Origin of the sequence: Halalkalibacter wakoensis JCM 9140, assembly GCF_000513095.1 — a bacterium.
Lineage (GTDB): Bacteria > Bacillota > Bacilli > Bacillales > Bacillaceae_D > Halalkalibacter > Halalkalibacter wakoensis.
This window is the reverse complement of record NZ_BAUT01000001.1, coordinates 79,580-94,265: the sequence shown is the minus strand read 5'-3', so window position 1 is coordinate 94,265 and position 14,686 is coordinate 79,580. Positions and strand designations below refer to the sequence as shown.

Sequence of the window (14,686 nt, the reverse complement as noted above, 5' to 3'; positions counted from 1 at the left end):
ACTCTATGTAAATAAATATGGGTGTAGGTCGATGGATACTTGGAGTTGTCCTTGGTTGATTTCTCTTGTGAAATGTTGTTGGATTTCACGTAGCGTTTCTAACAACCTCGGTTCGTTTCTGTATTTTATCATGCATTGATATCGATATCTATCTTTAATGCGCGCTAGAGGAGAAGCTACTGGTCCTAAAACAGCTGTAGTTGATGCTGTGAGCTCTCTCTTTAAAAACGAGACAATTTTCTCTGAAACAGTAATCACTTTGGTAAGTTCCGGATGAGAGATATTAATTAAAACCATAAACACGTAAGGTGGATATAACGCCGTTTTACGTTGCATCATTTCCGTTTGAAAAAATGCTTCATAGCTATGGCTTTTTACTAATTCAATACTATAATGATCTGGTGTGTACGATTGAATAATCACTTGTCCTTCCAAGTCGTGTCTTCCTGCTCGACCACTTACTTGCTCCATTAATTGAAAGGTACGTTCTGCAGACCTAAAATCGGGAATGTGAAGCATAGAATCTGCAGCTAGGACTCCAACAAGAGTAATCTTAGGAAAATCCAATCCTTTTGCGATCATTTGTGTACCAAGTAAAATGTCAGCCTCACCTCGTCCAAAGGAAGAAAGCAATTTTTCATGGGAACCTTTGCGTCTAGTTGTATCAATGTCCATCCGGATTACTCTGGCTTCTGGCAGAACTCGAGTTAATTCCTCTTCGACTTTCTGGGTTCCTGAACCGAAAAATCGTATATGTTCACTTCCACAAGAGTCGCAGGAATTTGGCATTTTCTCTTCATGTCCACAATAGTGACATTTTAATGAATGTTGTGTGCGGTGATAGGTTAACGAAATATCACAATGGTCACATGTAGCTACATATCCGCAGTCTCGACACATAACAAATGTTGAATACCCTCTTCGGTTTAAAAAAAGTACAGATTGTTCCCCTTTTTTTATTCGCTCTTTTAACGACTGTAACAGCTTTTCTGAAAACATGGATCTATTTCCACTTCTGAGCTCTTCACGCATATCCACAACTTCCACACTAGGCATTGCACGTTCGTTAACCCTTGTCGTAAGAGGTAGCAAATGATAAACCTCTTTCATCGCTCTGGCATAAGACTCAAGGGATGGTGTCGCACTGCCTAAAATAATCGGACATTGGTGATATTCCCCGCGAAAAATAGCAACATCTCTAGCATGATATTTCGGGTTTTCTTCTTGCTTATAGCTTGTTTCATGTTCTTCATCGATGATGATGATCCCAACATTTGTAAACGGAGCAAAGACAGCGGATCTTGCTCCAACAACGACTTCAACTTCTTTTCGTAAGATCTTTCTCCATTCATCATATTTTTCTCCCATAGATAAACCTGAATGAAGAACGGCAACTTTAGAACCGAATCGCCCTTTGAAACGCTGAACCATTTGCGGCGTCAAAGAAATTTCCGGTACGAGAACAATGGCTTCTTTGCCGGATTTTAGAGCCTTATCAATGGATTGTAAATAGATTTCCGTTTTCCCGCTTCCAGTAACGCCATGTAATAAAAACGTTTGATGACTTTTGTCTTCAAGTGTATGTAAAATAGGGCCAATGACTTCTTGCTGTTGACTAGTTAATTGTAAAGGGGTTGTTCGTTCATACTCTACACCTGCTAGCGGATCGCGATAAACCTCTTTCTCGAATTCCACAATTAAGCCTTTTTTTACTAAGGTCGTAATAAGTTGTCTTGTCGTCTCTAGTTCTTTTATAAGAGATTGTACATGAACCGGCTTTTTACTCTCTTTTAGATAGCTAATAATCTCTCTTTGTTTAACAGCACGAGTTGGAATTTCTTCTATCAAACCATCGCATTCACTTAATTTAATATATCGCTCTGTTTTCTTCTTACCTTTTTCCTCCACTTTATAACGAACCTCAAGCAATCCATCCTTTACAAGTTGTTGAATCAACTTCATATTGGCTTTTTCTTGAGAAATAACGTCCGACCATAATGCTTTTTTCCCTGAATGAAAAAATACTTGTAAATGTATGGGGAGTTGATTCACGTCTCCAAGCAAGATGATCTCTTTTTTCACTTTTGTACGCATCGCAGCTGGGATCATTAGTTGATACGCTGAAAGTTTAAAACTTAGCGTTTGATCTGATAACCATTCGCCTAGTGTAAGCAACTCATCTGTCAGCACCGGAGTGACATCCAATACATCTTCAATCGGTTTCACTTTATCGTGGTCCGATTCTTGCTCAATCGCAATGACAAACCCCTGAATTTTTCGTGGTCCAAACGGAACAACCACCCTCATTCCAGGTTGAATAGCGCCTGTCCAAACATCGGGGATCTCATAGTCAAATAAACGATCAGTTTGAGATGCGGGCACATCCACTATAACTTTTGCAATCATAGATGTTGCTGCCTTTCTATATACGAAATGACATCAGCAATAATACATGTAGCTGCCTCTTTTTTTGATAAAACAGGATATTCTTTTTTCATTCCATCTTTATCTAGCAGAGTAATGATATTAGTATCCCCTTTAAAACCCGCACCTTCTTGTAATATATTATTCGCAACGATTAAATCTAGATTTTTAGAATGAAGTTTTTGAAGGGCATATTGCTCAACGTTTTCAGACTCAGCTGCAAAACCAACGAGTATTTGCTGCTTTTTTGCCTCCCCCATCGTTTTTAGGATATCGGTCGTTCTTTCCATTTCAATTGCCCATGGTCCTGACTGCTTTTTCCGCTTATGGTCAAACGTTTCCTTTGGTCGATAATCTGCGACCGCTGCTGACTTAATGACAATATTAGCAGTATCAAAATGGTGCATAGTCGCATCAAACATCTCTTTTGCGGATACTACGTTAATGACGTGTACACCATGAGGGGGCTGTAGAGCCGTAGGTCCTGAAACTAAAATGACATTAGCTCCTTGAGATAATGCTGCTTCAGCGAGGGCATATCCCATTTTTCCAGAAGAATGATTCGTAAAATAACGAACAGGATCAATGCGCTCTTGTGTTGGTCCCGCTGTAATTAAAACGGTTTTTCCCTGAAGTTGACCTGTTACTTGAAAATGGTCATTTAACACTTTAAGAAGGTCTTCAGGTTCAGCCATTCTTCCTTTCCCCGTCCACCCACATGCAAGATAACCTTCATTTGCGTCAATTACATGATATCCGTCTTCTTGTAATGTTTTCACATTTCGCTTAACCGCTGCTTTTTCGTACATATTTACATTCATAGCTGGAGCAAGATAAATAGGAGCAGTTGTTGCAAGTAACGTTGTTGTTAACATATCGTCGCCAATGCCACTTGCAAGCTTCGCCATTACATTGGCAGTTGTTGGAGCAACAAGAACAACATCTGCCCAATCAGCTAGATCAATATGAGCAATTTTTGTTGGATCAGGCTCTATAAACGTATGTTCATAAACGGGCTGGCGTGAAAGTGCTTGGAAAGTTAAAGGAGTAACAAATTCTTTTGCAGATTCCGTCATAATCACTTTTACATTTGCACCAGCTTGTACAAGCTTACTCGTTAAAGCTGCTGATTTATAAGCTGCAATTCCACCACAGACACCAATTAATATATTTTTTCCATTCACCTAATGCACCTACTCCCTATCTCTATTCGCTTAGCTCTTTTCACATACTTTGCTGTTTTGATCAAAACATGTTCATTCGATTGCGTTTTACTTCACAATGCGAAACCTTTCTTTTAGCAACCATCTTGAAGAAGCAGCTATCGTTTTCCAACAAAAAAAGGCTGACTCCACATCAAACCCTACTCAACATTTGTTGCTTTTAGGTTTGATGCATTTCACTTGAGTCAGCCTCCATCTTACTTATTCCTCATCGTCTAACGGGTTAATACGTTTAAAATGCAAATGATCATCAATTATTTCTTCAAGAGCAACCCCTACTGGTTTATGAGAAACGGGCCTAGTAATCATAGGTCCGCGGGAGAGGTCCTCACGAATTTCACGCGCTCTTTTAGCAGACACAGTAACGAGTGTGTACTTGGAATCTAATTTGGTTAAAAGAGAATCAATCGAAGGATATAGCATTAGTCAACCTCCACAAGTTCTTTGTATTTTTCTATTAAGCGTTCACGTTTGCAATGTTCTGCCGTCACAATTGATTTAATGCGTTCCACAGCTAACTGAACTTCGTCGTTTTCCACAACATAATCATATTTTTTCATCATTTCAATTTCTTCACGAGCCACGGTCATTCTTTTGTTAATTATATCTTCTGTTTCTGTACCACGTCCAACAATTCGGCTTCTAGCTCCGCTAGGCTTGGTGGCATTAAGAAAATGAATACACCTTCTGGAAAGCGCTCCCTTACTTTTAGCGCTCCCTGAACCTCTATTTCAAGAATAATATCTTGACCACTATCAAGCGTTTCTCTCACATATTCAATCGGTGTACCATAGTAATTTCCTACGTACTCTGCCCACTCTAAAAGCTGATCGTGCTCAATCATTTTTTCAAATTGCTCTCTTGTTTTAAAAAAATAATTGACCCCGTCCTGCTCACCTTCGCGCGGCGAACGCGTCGTAGCTGAAACGGAATATTGAATGGATGTATTTTCTTGACGCAACGCCCCGCAGACTGTGCCTTTTCCAACACCAGCAGGACCTGATAATACAAGTAATAGACCTTTCTCTTTCTTCATGGAAACCTCCTACACGCTTTCATGCAATACAATGTTTATGTATCCTAACACATTTTTAACTAGTCTTCACCTGTATCGTCTTTACTAGTCAATCTTTGAGCAACGGTTTCTGGTTGCACCGCACTTAAGATCACGTGATCACTATCTGCAATAATAACAGCTCGTGTTCTGCGCCCATAAGTTGCATCAATTAACATGTTACGATCTCTTGCATCTTGAATAATTCGTTTAATTGGTGCTGACTCTGGACTTACGATGGAAATAATTCGATTAGCTGAAACAATATTTCCAAAACCGATGTTTATTAGTTTAATGTTCATTCTTTTTACCCCCACTTTAGGAGAGCCAGATCCACTCTCAACATTGTTATCCAAACTAATCTAACTATATACGAAACTTCTTATGAATTCTAGCTCCTATTCAACATTTTGTACTTGTTCTTTTAATTTTTCAATGAACCCTTTCAATTCAACGACATGTTGTCTAATGATGGAATCCGCTGCCTTCGACCCAATCGTATTCAATTCTCGATTCATTTCTTGCAGTAAAAAATCAAGACGCCTTCCAATCGCTTCATCTGTTTTGTCTAAATAGTGCTTGTATTGAATCACATGTGCTTTCATTCTAACTAACTCTTCACTTATATCCATTTTTTCTGAAAAGATGGCAATCTCCGTTAACAACCTTGATTCATCAATCTCTATTTCACCATCTGTATATTGTTTGATTCTCTCTTCTATTTTTTCACGATAACGATCAATGAGCATAGGAGCTATTTCTTCAATTCGATCACAACATTCTTCTACCTCTTGTAACCATTTCAACATATCTTGTTTTAAGTAGTTACCTTCTGTTTCCCTCATGTTATTGAAAGACAAAAGTGCTTGCATAAGCCCTTCCTGAAGCAACTGCTCATGTTCCGTCCATTTGTCCTCACTCATTTCTTCAATTTGAACAACACCGTTATCTAATAACAGCGCGCTTAGATCAAGGGGAAAATCAGAACCAAGTTTTCCTTGTAATAAATCAGACGCTTGCTTAAACTGTTCGAGTAATTCCTCATCGATTGTCACCTTACGCTTCGTATTTCGGTTCTCCTCTAAATGAAAGACAACATCCAGTTTACCTCTAAATACATGACGTTTCATTTGTCTTCTAATCGATTCTTCCAAGAATTGAAAAGGATTCGGAAGTTTAACTTGCATGTCTAAAAAGCGATGATTTACAGCTTTAACTTCTATTGATACTTCCGCATGTTCAAGTGAAACAGTGGAAGAACCATATCCTGTCATACTTTTCATTTTTATCACATCCGAGTTTTATTTTACAAAAAAACAACTACTCCAACAAGTCAAACAAAAAGAGTTGCCTCTAAAAGTCTCGTTATGACTTCTTGAAGCAACCCTATCATGCATCTTTTTTATTTCCGTTTCATAAGCTGAAATCCCCCAAGTACAACAGTTGGAATCGATGCCATTCCTAGTACTAATAACCATTCATATCCTGTAAGTGCAACAGTATGAAAAACAGTCTGTAATGGTGGATAATAGATAACCGCTAGCATGAGTAACGTAGAAATAAGAACAGCACCAACTAAATATTTATTTTCAAAAGGGTTTCGGTGGTAAACAGAATATTCACTCCGACAGTCAAATACATGGATAAGTTGTGCCATAACAAGCGTAACAAAGGCAACGGTTTGAGCCCTTGTTAAATCGTTTGGATCTGCTTGCAATGTAACCCAAAAGGCAACAAGGGTCACGACCCCAATCATAAAACCACGACTAAGGATTTTCCACGTCAACCCACGAGCAAATACACCTTCATTTGGACTTCTTGGTGCGCGCTTCATGACATCGCCTTCTGCTTGGTCCATACCTAAGGCCATTGCTGGAAGACCATCTGTTACAAGATTAATCCATAAAATTTGGATTGCGACAAGCGGAAGTGGCATTCCTAACATCATGGCAAATAACATGACCAATATTTCACCGACGTTTGATGCCATCATATATCGAATAAATTTACGAATGTTTTCGTAAATGTTACGGCCTTCTTTTATGGCAGCTTTAATCGTTGCGAAGTTATCATCACTTAAAATTAATGAAGAAGCTTCTTTGGCCACGTCTGTACCTGTAATCCCCATGGCAATCCCAATATTTGCAGCTTTAATCGCGGGTGCATCATTTACTCCGTCACCAGTCATTGCGACAATGTGACCTTTCGCTTGCAATGCCTTTACAATTTTCAATTTGTGTTCTGGAGAGACGCGGGCATACACATCCACATCATCTACAATCTCTTCTAATTCGGCTACACTAAGTTGCGTTAACATTTGTCCATCTAGCACTTTTCCATGTTTAGTTAAGATCCCTAATTGACTCGCAATAGCAGAAGCAGTTACTTTATGATCGCCTGTAATCATAACCGTTTTAATACCAGCTTGACGACATTCAGCAATTGAATCTTTCACCTCTGGTCTTGGCGGGTCAATCATTCCTTGTAAACCGATGAACGTTAGACCTCTTTCCGCTTCAAACGGTTGTTTACAGACCTCTTGTGCCCCTAAAGGTCGGTAAGCAATGGCAATTGTTCGAAGAGCTCTTCCTGCGAGTTGATCAACCGCAGCTTCTACTTCTTCCTTCCGCTTTGATGTAAGTGCTTCTTCATTGCTTCCATATGCTATTTTTGTACATTGACCTAACACGACATCTGGTGCGCCTTTTGTAATAATAAATGAGCGTCCTCTAGCATCTTTTACGATAACAGACATCATTTTCCTAGCCGAATCAAAAGGAAATTCTGTTACCCTTTGAAAATGTTTCTCCAATCCCTCTTTCGTATACCCAGCTTTCATTGCCGCTACAACGAGAGCTCCCTCTGTCGGATCACCATCCATCACATACTCTGTCGTGTGCTTTCGTAACATCCCTTGCTTGACTGTCTTCTCTATTAAATTAGCATTATTACATAACCAGCCATAGCTTACTAGTTGTTGAAGTTTTCTTTCTTTATTTGGATCTATTTTCTTCCCATTTTGAGTGAATGTTCCTTCCGGTTCGTAGCCACCACCTGAAATCTCCCAAAGCTTCCCTTCACTCCAAGCATGTGTGACTGTCATTTTATTTTGGGTGAGTGTACCCGTTTTATCGGAGCAGATGACAGAAGCACATCCTAACGTTTCAACTGCAGGCAGTTTACGTACAATTGCTTTTCTTTTTATCATTCGCTGTACACCAAGAGCTAACGCTACCGTAACAATGGCCGGAAGACCTTCAGGAATTGCCGCAACAGCTAACGAAACCCCTGATAAAATCATCGTATACACATCATGGCCTTGTATGACACCAATAATGACGACTAAAGCTGTGAGAACGAGCGCCACGGCAATTAATATTTTCCCTAACTGCTCGAGGCGACGTTGAAGTGGAGTGATGAGTGTTGTCGTTGATTGCAATAAATGGGCAATCTTGCCCATTTCCGTCTTCATTCCTGTTGCAACAACCACTCCGATGCCACTACCTTGCGTCACAAGCGTTCCCATAAACGCCATGTTTGTCTGGTCGCCAAGTTCCACATCTAAGCCATTTAACGATTGATGCTGCTTCTGTACAGGAACGGATTCTCCTGTTAAAGAAGATTCCTCAATTCGTAGCCCATTCGTTTGGAGAAGACGTAGATCAGCCCCAATTCGATCCCCACTTGAAACTTTAATGATATCGCCAGGAACAACCTCGGCGGATAACACCTTTTTCCATTCACCATTTCTAAGAACTTGCATTTGGGGTGCAGACAATTCTTTTAACGCATCAAGAGACTTTTCCGCTTTTCTTTCTTGCACAAAACCTAGTATTCCATTTAAAAGAACAATGACCATAATTGTAATGGCATCAATGTATTCTCCGAGTAAACCTGAGATGAGGGTGGCCGCTAGAAGTACGAGAACCATAAAATCTTTAAATTGTCCAAGAAAGACAAATAAAGCAGATGGCCTTTTTCCTTCATCAAGCTTGTTCGCACCATATTTCTTCATTCTCTTTTCTGCTTCCTTTTCTGTTAACCCCTTCTCCATACTTGTTCCAATAGATGAAGTTACTTCTTCTTCCTCTAACTTGTACCATTTCATCTCCCACACCCCACATATATTCTCTTTTCACCATCAATGATCAAGGCTTTTCCAACTGTTTATACAAGCCATCATATTCAGTGAAAGAAGAAAACATGCTATACTCATAAGTGCATTGTAAAAAAACTGACTGCGTCTTAATGTCAGACTATATAAAGCAACATTGGGATTTAGAAAGGATGGATCAAGCCATGTCATTTGATGGATTTATGACAAGGGCGATGACACACGAGCTACAAACGTTGTTAACGTCAGGAAGAATATCGAAAATATACCAACCATACAAAACAGAGTTAATCTTTACCATTCGAGCAAACGGAAAAAATCATCAGCTATTGCTGTCTGCAAATGCGAGCTTTGCTCGAATACACCTTACAAAAGAAAAATATGATAACCCCTCTACACCACCAATGTTTTGCATGCTGCTTCGAAAGCATTTAGAAGGGAGTTTCATCGAGAAAATTGAACAACTCGATATGGAACGAATTATCGTCTTTCACGTAAAAAATAAAGATGAACTCGGAGATGAGACATTCAAACAACTTTACATAGAAATAATGGGGCGTCATAGTAACATTAGTTTAGTAGACAAACAAACCGGAACCATTTTAGATAGCATTAAACATATCGGACCTACTCAAAGTAGTTATCGTACTGTGATGCCGGGCCAGCCTTACAAGCTTCCTCCCGAACAAAACAAAGCGAACCCGTTTGAACTTGACGGAGACGAATTATTAAAACGAATTGATTTTAATGCTGGAAAAATTGATCGACAATTGGTCAATCAAATTGCTGGACTGTCACCTCAATTAGCCAACGAAATCACGTTTCAATCAGGAACTTTTGTGAACAGGAGCACACTTCCATCTGCTTTTTTACAAATTATGGGGCAATTAAAAGAGCACCGTTATGAGCCTGAAATGATTACAGTTAATGGAAAAGAGACCTTTTCGATTATCCGTCTGGAACACTTAAACGGGGAGCGTAAATCATTTTCGACCATTAGTGAATTACTTGATCGTTTTTATTATGGTAAAGCAGAACGCGATCGTGTGAAGCAACAAGCCCAAGACCTCGAGCGTTTTTTACGAAATGAATGGCAAAAAAACAAAAAGAAGATAAAAAAACTCGAACAAACGTTAGTCCAAGCCGAACGAGCGAAGGAATATCAAAAACTTGGCGAGCTGCTAACGGCTAATTTGTACCTCGTTAAACGAGGCGACAAAAAAGTCGAAGTAATCGATTATTATGATGAATCTGGCGGATCCATCGAAATCAAACTTGACCCGCAAAAGAGTCCTTCTGACAATGCCCAAGCGTATTTTAAAAAATACAATAAAGCGAAAAATTCGGTTGCTGTCGTAGAGGAGCAAATTGAAAAGTCAAAAGAAGAAGTGGCCTATTTTGATCAACTTATACAGCAAATGGAAAGTGCTGCACCTAGAGACATTGAAGAAATTCGTGAAGAATTGATGGAAGAAGGCTATATAAGAAGACGTGTCAAACAACAAAAGAAAAAGAAAGAAACAAAGCCACAACTAGAGCAATATATCTCAACAAACGGCATTGAATTTTTTGTAGGGAAAAACAACAAACAAAATGATTATGTTACAAACAAATTTGCGAGACAAGATGAAATTTGGTTGCATACAAAAGATATTCCGGGTTCACACGTTGTCATTAGAAGTACGGACCCTGATGACGAAACGTTGCTTGAGGCAGCCACCGTTGCTGCTTTTTATAGCAAGGCGAAACAGTCTAGTTCTGTTCCGGTTGATTATACGAAAATACGTCATGTAAAAAAACCAAATGGAGCCAAGCCTGGATATGTTATTTATGATAATCAAACGACCATTTTTGTTACGCCAAATGAAGATGTTGTGCGATCACTAAGAAAATAATCGTTTAAGGGGGTGTCTCAAAAGGTCTGTTTTTGACCTTTTGAGACACCCCCGAAGCAATGAGCGAAGTCGCTACATCTTTTGAAAGCCTTGAGAGGAGCGGGTTTCTCCTCTCAAGGCGCGTAGCGAACGGAGCCATTGCCACCTCTGTTCCGGACTTTTGGGACAGCCCCTTATTTTTCATAGAAAGTAATTCTTTAAATTTATTTTAATACGTTTTCTTCACTGCGGTCGTAATGGTAGCTAACCCATCCAAGACAGATGTATGGTAAATGTCGCTTGCACCTAACTCTGTTAACAAATGATCAAGTTGTTCATTTGAGTACCGATGTCTTTTGGTGGAGACATTCGACCAAGCGAGAAGGGATTCACGTTCAAATCCACTCATTCTATATATAGTTGCATAATCTGCAGCCGTATCTGGTGCCATTTTTGGTGAAGGATTGAGCATGGTGATCGTACCCGATGGTTTAACGACACGGATCATTTCCGTTAAACCTTTCAGAAGGAACATGACACAAGTCGATAAGGCGACATCAACTTGCTGATCTTTTAGTGGCAGGTTATAAGCATCTCCTATCATGATCTTACTGTTCACACCGCTTCTCTCTAATAAAAGGCGGCTTTTTTCAACCATCTCATGAGACAAGTCAATACCTATTAGTTCGTGAGCTTCTTTTAGACCTCTCTCTAACAATCGTCCTGTTCCACACCCTATATCTAATACCGTTTTCTCCTGCCAACTACCAGATTCCGTTTTTAAACGCTCATGAATAGCACCAAGCCACCTAGTTTGAGCCATTTGATCAAAAAAATCTACGAGCTCATCAAAATCGTCGCCGCTCATTTTTCTCATTTCTAGTACACCTCCTTTGTTTAAAAGAATAACACAAAAGGTGTTCCAACCAGCTTTTGACTGATGAAACACCTCTTTTTGATTAAACTTGTTCCGTCATCCACGCTTCGGAAGAAGGATCTTTACGCCATTCATTCAATCTCTCAACTTGATCAGCTGAAATCGTACCTTTTTCTTTCGCCACTTGAAGCAAGGTTGAATATGAAGTGATGACATAAGTTGGCAAGTTCGCTTCTTGAAACGCGTCATATGCTTTTTGAAACTCATATGTAAAAATCGCAACAATTGCCACAACTTCTGCACCACTTGCACGCAACGCCTCAGCCGCTTGAATAACGCTACCTCCAGTTGAAATTAAATCTTCAACTAGAACCACTTTTTGGCCTTTTTCAACTTTGCCTTCAATTTGATTTTGCTTCCCGTGACCTTTTGCGCTTCCTCTCACATAAGCCATCGGCAAATCTAAATGATCTGCAAGCAAAGCAGCATGTGGTATACCTGCTGTAGCTGTCCCGGCAATAACGTCCACTTCCATTCCTTCTAAAAGGTTAGCAAAGCCTGCAATAATGTCTTTTCGCACCTCTGGATAAGATAGTGTTAAGCGATTATCACAATAAATAGGTGATTTTATTCCAGATGTCCAGGTAAATGGATCTTGCGGGCGAAGGTGGACTGCTCCAATTTCAAGTAAATGTTTTGCAATTAGCTCCTTCATCGTGAACCCTCCCAATCTTGTTTCATTGCTTGATATACGTTAAACGGTTCTGCTGCACTCGTAATACTTCTTCCGACTACAATGCCCCAGCTCCCCAGCTCTCTCGCTTCTTGTGGTGTCACGACACGCTTTTGATCGCCTACTGCATCCTCTGCCCTACGAATACCTGGACAAACCGTGTAAAAAGACGAACCACAAGCATCGTGAATAAGAGGGACTTCTTTTGCCGAACACACGACTCCATCCACACCACTCTCTTTAGCAAAAGATGCATATGATTGCACCACTTCCGACAAAGGACGATTGATTAACAAATCACTTCTCATCGTTTCCTCGTCTGTGCTTGTTAATTGAGTGACAGCAATTAAAAAGGGGCGATCAAACCCTGCTTTTGTACCTTGTTCCAAACCTTCACGAGCAGCAGCCATCATCTTCTTTCCACCAGCAGCATGCACATTGACAATATCTATATCAAGGCTTGCTAACTCTTTCATCGTTCGTTGAACCGTGTTCGGGATATCATGCAACTTAAGATCAAGAAAGATTTGATGTCCTTTTTCTTTCAATTCTTGAATGACTTGTCTACCTTCACGGTAAAACAATTCCATCCCAACTTTGACATAAAGAGATTCTCCTTCAAATTGCTCTAAAAGAGCTCTACGTTTTGCTGCATCATCTAGATCTAGAGCAATTATGAGTGGACGTTGCATGTTTTCCAACTCCTTCCAACAAGGTCCTGAACATGATCCACTTCTAATTCATCAAGCATTGCAGGCAGTTCTTCTATAATCGTTGGACATACGTATGGGTCCGTGAAATTAGCTGTTCCAACAGCAACCGCACTGGCTCCAGCTAACATAAATTCAACAACATCTTCTGCCGTGTAAATTCCACCCATTCCAATGATTGGAATCTCAACCACTTGGCTTACTTGATGAATCATGCGGATTGCCACAGGCTTAATCGCTGGTCCCGATAATCCCCCGTAGCCATTCGCTAAAATTGGTTTTCTGCTCTTCAGATCAATACGCATCCCAAGTAGCGTATTGATCATCGACAAACCATCTGCTCCAGCCTTTTCTACTGCCTTTGCAATTTCAACAATATCAGCAACATTTGGAGAAAGTTTCACATAAACAGGTACATCTGAAACATTTTTTACTTCTCTCGTTAACTCTGCTGCTACTTCTGGGATTGTTCCGAATGCGATGCCACCTTTTTTGACATTCGGACAGGAGATATTTAATTCGATCGCATGAACATTTTTTGCTTTTGAAAGCTTAGCCGTAGTTTCCACATAATCAGCAATTTCCGTTCCAGCTACATTCGCTACAATCGGAACATCGTATTGACTAAGCCAAGGTAACTCATTAGCTAAAACCCCTTCTACACCAGGGTTTTGAAGACCAATCGCATTTAGCATTCCCGCTTGTGTTTCAGCAACTCTTGGAGTAGCATTTCCAAACCTCGGTTGATCGGTTGTAGCTTTAATCGCAATCGCACCTAGTAACTCAAGATCAAAGTAGTTTGCGTATTCTTTTCCAAATCCAAAGCAGCCTGAGGCCGGCATTATAGGATTTCTCATGTTTAATCCAGGTAATTCAATTTGTAATCGACTCACAATACAACCTCCCCAACTGGAAAGACTGGCCCATCTGTACAAACTTTCCGGTAACTCGTTCCTGTTTCGTCACCAACCACATGACAAACACATGCAAAGCACGCACCGACGCCACACCCCATCCGTTCTTCAAGAGAAATATATAATCGCCTGTCATGATAAATTTTCGATAATGCAGCTAGCATTGGCGTAGGGCCACAAGAATACATCGTATCAAAGGCAAGGTCATGCTCTTTAATCACATCGGTTACATACCCAGTTGATCCATACGTTCCATCAGCTGTCACCACATATGTATCACCTAGTTCTGCAAACTTGTCTTCATAGAACACATTCTCTTTACTTTGAAAGCCTAAAACATGAATGACGTTTACTCCGCGTTTTTTTAGCTCCTTTGATAAGTAATAAAGAGGAGGGACTCCAATGCCGCCACCAACAAGGAGAGCAGTCTCTCCTTGTTCAGTAGCATCCAATGGAAATCCATTTCCTAAAGGGCCTAGAACGTCAATACTCTCTCCTTCATGTTTGAGAGAAATCCGTTTTGTCCCTTTTCCTTCTGTACGATAGAGCATCGTCACTGTTTCATTTTCTACATCTACATCACAAATGCTAATCGGTCTTCTAAGAAGAAGATCGTGACTTTCATCAACACGCAAATGTAAAAATTGACCGGGTTCTGTCATTTGTTTCACAAGACTTCCAGAGCACGTTAACTCCATAATATTTGTTGCAATTTCTTGCTGATTTAGTATCGTTAAATGGTCTTTCTTTAACATTGGCAAAA

Annotated in this window: 12 protein-coding genes and 1 pseudogene; 1 reads left to right on the top strand and 12 read right to left on the bottom strand. The window is 40.0% G+C overall.

Annotated elements, in window-relative coordinates:
• Positions 1-3: 3 nt before the first annotated feature.
• From priA to JCM9140_RS00440, 7 genes and pseudogenes are all read right to left on the bottom strand, one after another.
• Positions 4-2,406: a primosomal protein N' gene (gene priA / locus JCM9140_RS00470; protein WP_034740831.1), complete on the bottom strand. Its 2,403-nt coding sequence runs from the start codon at positions 2,404-2,406 to the stop codon at positions 4-6.
• Entirely contained in the window at positions 2,403-3,608 is a 1,206-nt protein-coding gene (gene coaBC, locus JCM9140_RS00465; RefSeq protein ID WP_034740828.1) for a bifunctional phosphopantothenoylcysteine decarboxylase/phosphopantothenate--cysteine ligase CoaBC, read from the bottom strand. Before coaBC ends, priA begins: the two co-directional genes overlap by 4 nt.
• Positions 3,609-3,848: 240 nt before the next feature.
• The gene (gene rpoZ / locus JCM9140_RS00460; RefSeq protein WP_034740826.1) at positions 3,849-4,070 is read right to left on the bottom strand and encodes a DNA-directed RNA polymerase subunit omega; all 222 of its coding nucleotides are present in this window, start codon (positions 4,068-4,070) and stop codon (positions 3,849-3,851) included.
• Positions 4,070-4,683 (bottom strand): annotated as a pseudogene (gene gmk / locus JCM9140_RS00455) (guanylate kinase). The gene rpoZ and the pseudogene gmk overlap by 1 nt, the downstream one beginning before the upstream one ends.
• A 59-nt stretch (positions 4,684-4,742) precedes the next feature.
• Positions 4,743-5,003 (bottom strand): extracellular matrix/biofilm regulator RemA, encoded by a 261-nt coding sequence (gene remA, locus JCM9140_RS00450; protein ID WP_034629754.1) that lies wholly within the window; start codon positions 5,001-5,003, stop codon positions 4,743-4,745.
• A gap of 96 nt (positions 5,004-5,099) precedes the next feature.
• Positions 5,100-5,984 carry a YicC/YloC family endoribonuclease gene (locus JCM9140_RS00445; RefSeq protein WP_034740824.1) on the bottom strand — a complete coding sequence of 295 codons (885 nt, stop codon included), beginning with the start codon at positions 5,982-5,984 and terminating at the stop codon, positions 5,100-5,102.
• Positions 5,985-6,103: 119 nt separating this feature from the next.
• Entirely contained in the window at positions 6,104-8,809 is a 2,706-nt protein-coding gene (locus JCM9140_RS00440) for a calcium-translocating P-type ATPase, SERCA-type (protein ID WP_034740821.1), read from the bottom strand.
• A gap of 191 nt (positions 8,810-9,000) precedes the next feature.
• Between JCM9140_RS00440 and JCM9140_RS00435 the strand changes: the two genes are divergently transcribed.
• Positions 9,001-10,710 (top strand): Rqc2 family fibronectin-binding protein, encoded by a 1,710-nt coding sequence (locus tag JCM9140_RS00435; RefSeq protein ID WP_034740818.1) that lies wholly within the window; start codon positions 9,001-9,003, stop codon positions 10,708-10,710.
• A 208-nt stretch (positions 10,711-10,918) separates the two neighbouring features.
• Here the strand turns inward: JCM9140_RS00435 and JCM9140_RS00430 are convergent, their stop codons facing one another.
• The 5 genes from JCM9140_RS00430 to JCM9140_RS00410 all read right to left on the bottom strand — a co-directional run bounded on the left by JCM9140_RS00430 (position 10,919) and on the right by JCM9140_RS00410 (position 14,678).
• Positions 10,919-11,566 carry a class I SAM-dependent methyltransferase gene (locus tag JCM9140_RS00430; protein WP_034740815.1) on the bottom strand — a complete coding sequence of 216 codons (648 nt, stop codon included), beginning with the start codon at positions 11,564-11,566 and terminating at the stop codon, positions 10,919-10,921.
• An 82-nt stretch (positions 11,567-11,648) separates the two neighbouring features.
• Positions 11,649-12,281: an orotate phosphoribosyltransferase gene (gene pyrE, locus JCM9140_RS00425; RefSeq protein WP_034740813.1), complete on the bottom strand. Its 633-nt coding sequence runs from the start codon at positions 12,279-12,281 to the stop codon at positions 11,649-11,651.
• On the bottom strand, positions 12,278-12,991 hold the full coding sequence (gene pyrF / locus JCM9140_RS00420) for an orotidine-5'-phosphate decarboxylase (protein WP_034740810.1): 714 nt from the start codon (positions 12,989-12,991) through the stop codon (positions 12,278-12,280). Before pyrF ends, pyrE begins: the two co-directional genes overlap by 4 nt.
• Entirely contained in the window at positions 12,973-13,902 is a 930-nt protein-coding gene (locus tag JCM9140_RS00415; protein WP_034740806.1) for a dihydroorotate dehydrogenase, read from the bottom strand. The genes pyrF and JCM9140_RS00415 overlap by 19 nt, the downstream gene beginning before the upstream one ends.
• On the bottom strand, positions 13,899-14,678 hold the full coding sequence (locus tag JCM9140_RS00410) for a dihydroorotate dehydrogenase electron transfer subunit (protein WP_034740803.1): 780 nt from the start codon (positions 14,676-14,678) through the stop codon (positions 13,899-13,901). The genes JCM9140_RS00415 and JCM9140_RS00410 overlap by 4 nt, the downstream gene beginning before the upstream one ends.
• Positions 14,679-14,686 lie beyond the last annotated feature (8 nt).

Bases quoted from the DNA above. Each gene is read 5' to 3' on its own strand.
- JCM9140_RS00410 (WP_034740803.1), bottom strand. From the start codon at position 14,678: ATGTTAAAGAAAGACCATTTAACGATACTAAATCAGCAAGAAATTGCA.
- JCM9140_RS00430 (WP_034740815.1), bottom strand. From the start codon at position 11,566: ATGAGAAAAATGAGCGGCGACGATTTTGATGAGCTCGTAGATTTTTTT.
- pyrE (WP_034740813.1), bottom strand. From the start codon at position 12,281: ATGAAGGAGCTAATTGCAAAACATTTACTTGAAATTGGAGCAGTCCAC.
- JCM9140_RS00440 (WP_034740821.1), bottom strand. From the start codon at position 8,809: ATGAAATGGTACAAGTTAGAGGAAGAAGAAGTAACTTCATCTATTGGA.
- priA (WP_034740831.1), bottom strand. From the start codon at position 2,406: ATGATTGCAAAAGTTATAGTGGATGTGCCCGCATCTCAAACTGATCGT.
- JCM9140_RS00445 (WP_034740824.1), bottom strand. From the start codon at position 5,984: ATGAAAAGTATGACAGGATATGGTTCTTCCACTGTTTCACTTGAACAT.
- remA (WP_034629754.1), bottom strand. From the start codon at position 5,003: ATGAACATTAAACTAATAAACATCGGTTTTGGAAATATTGTTTCAGCT.
- rpoZ (WP_034740826.1), bottom strand. From the start codon at position 4,070: ATGCTATATCCTTCGATTGATTCTCTTTTAACCAAATTAGATTCCAAG.
- pyrF (WP_034740810.1), bottom strand. From the start codon at position 12,991: ATGCAACGTCCACTCATAATTGCTCTAGATCTAGATGATGCAGCAAAA.
- JCM9140_RS00435 (WP_034740818.1), top strand. From the start codon at position 9,001: ATGTCATTTGATGGATTTATGACAAGGGCGATGACACACGAGCTACAA.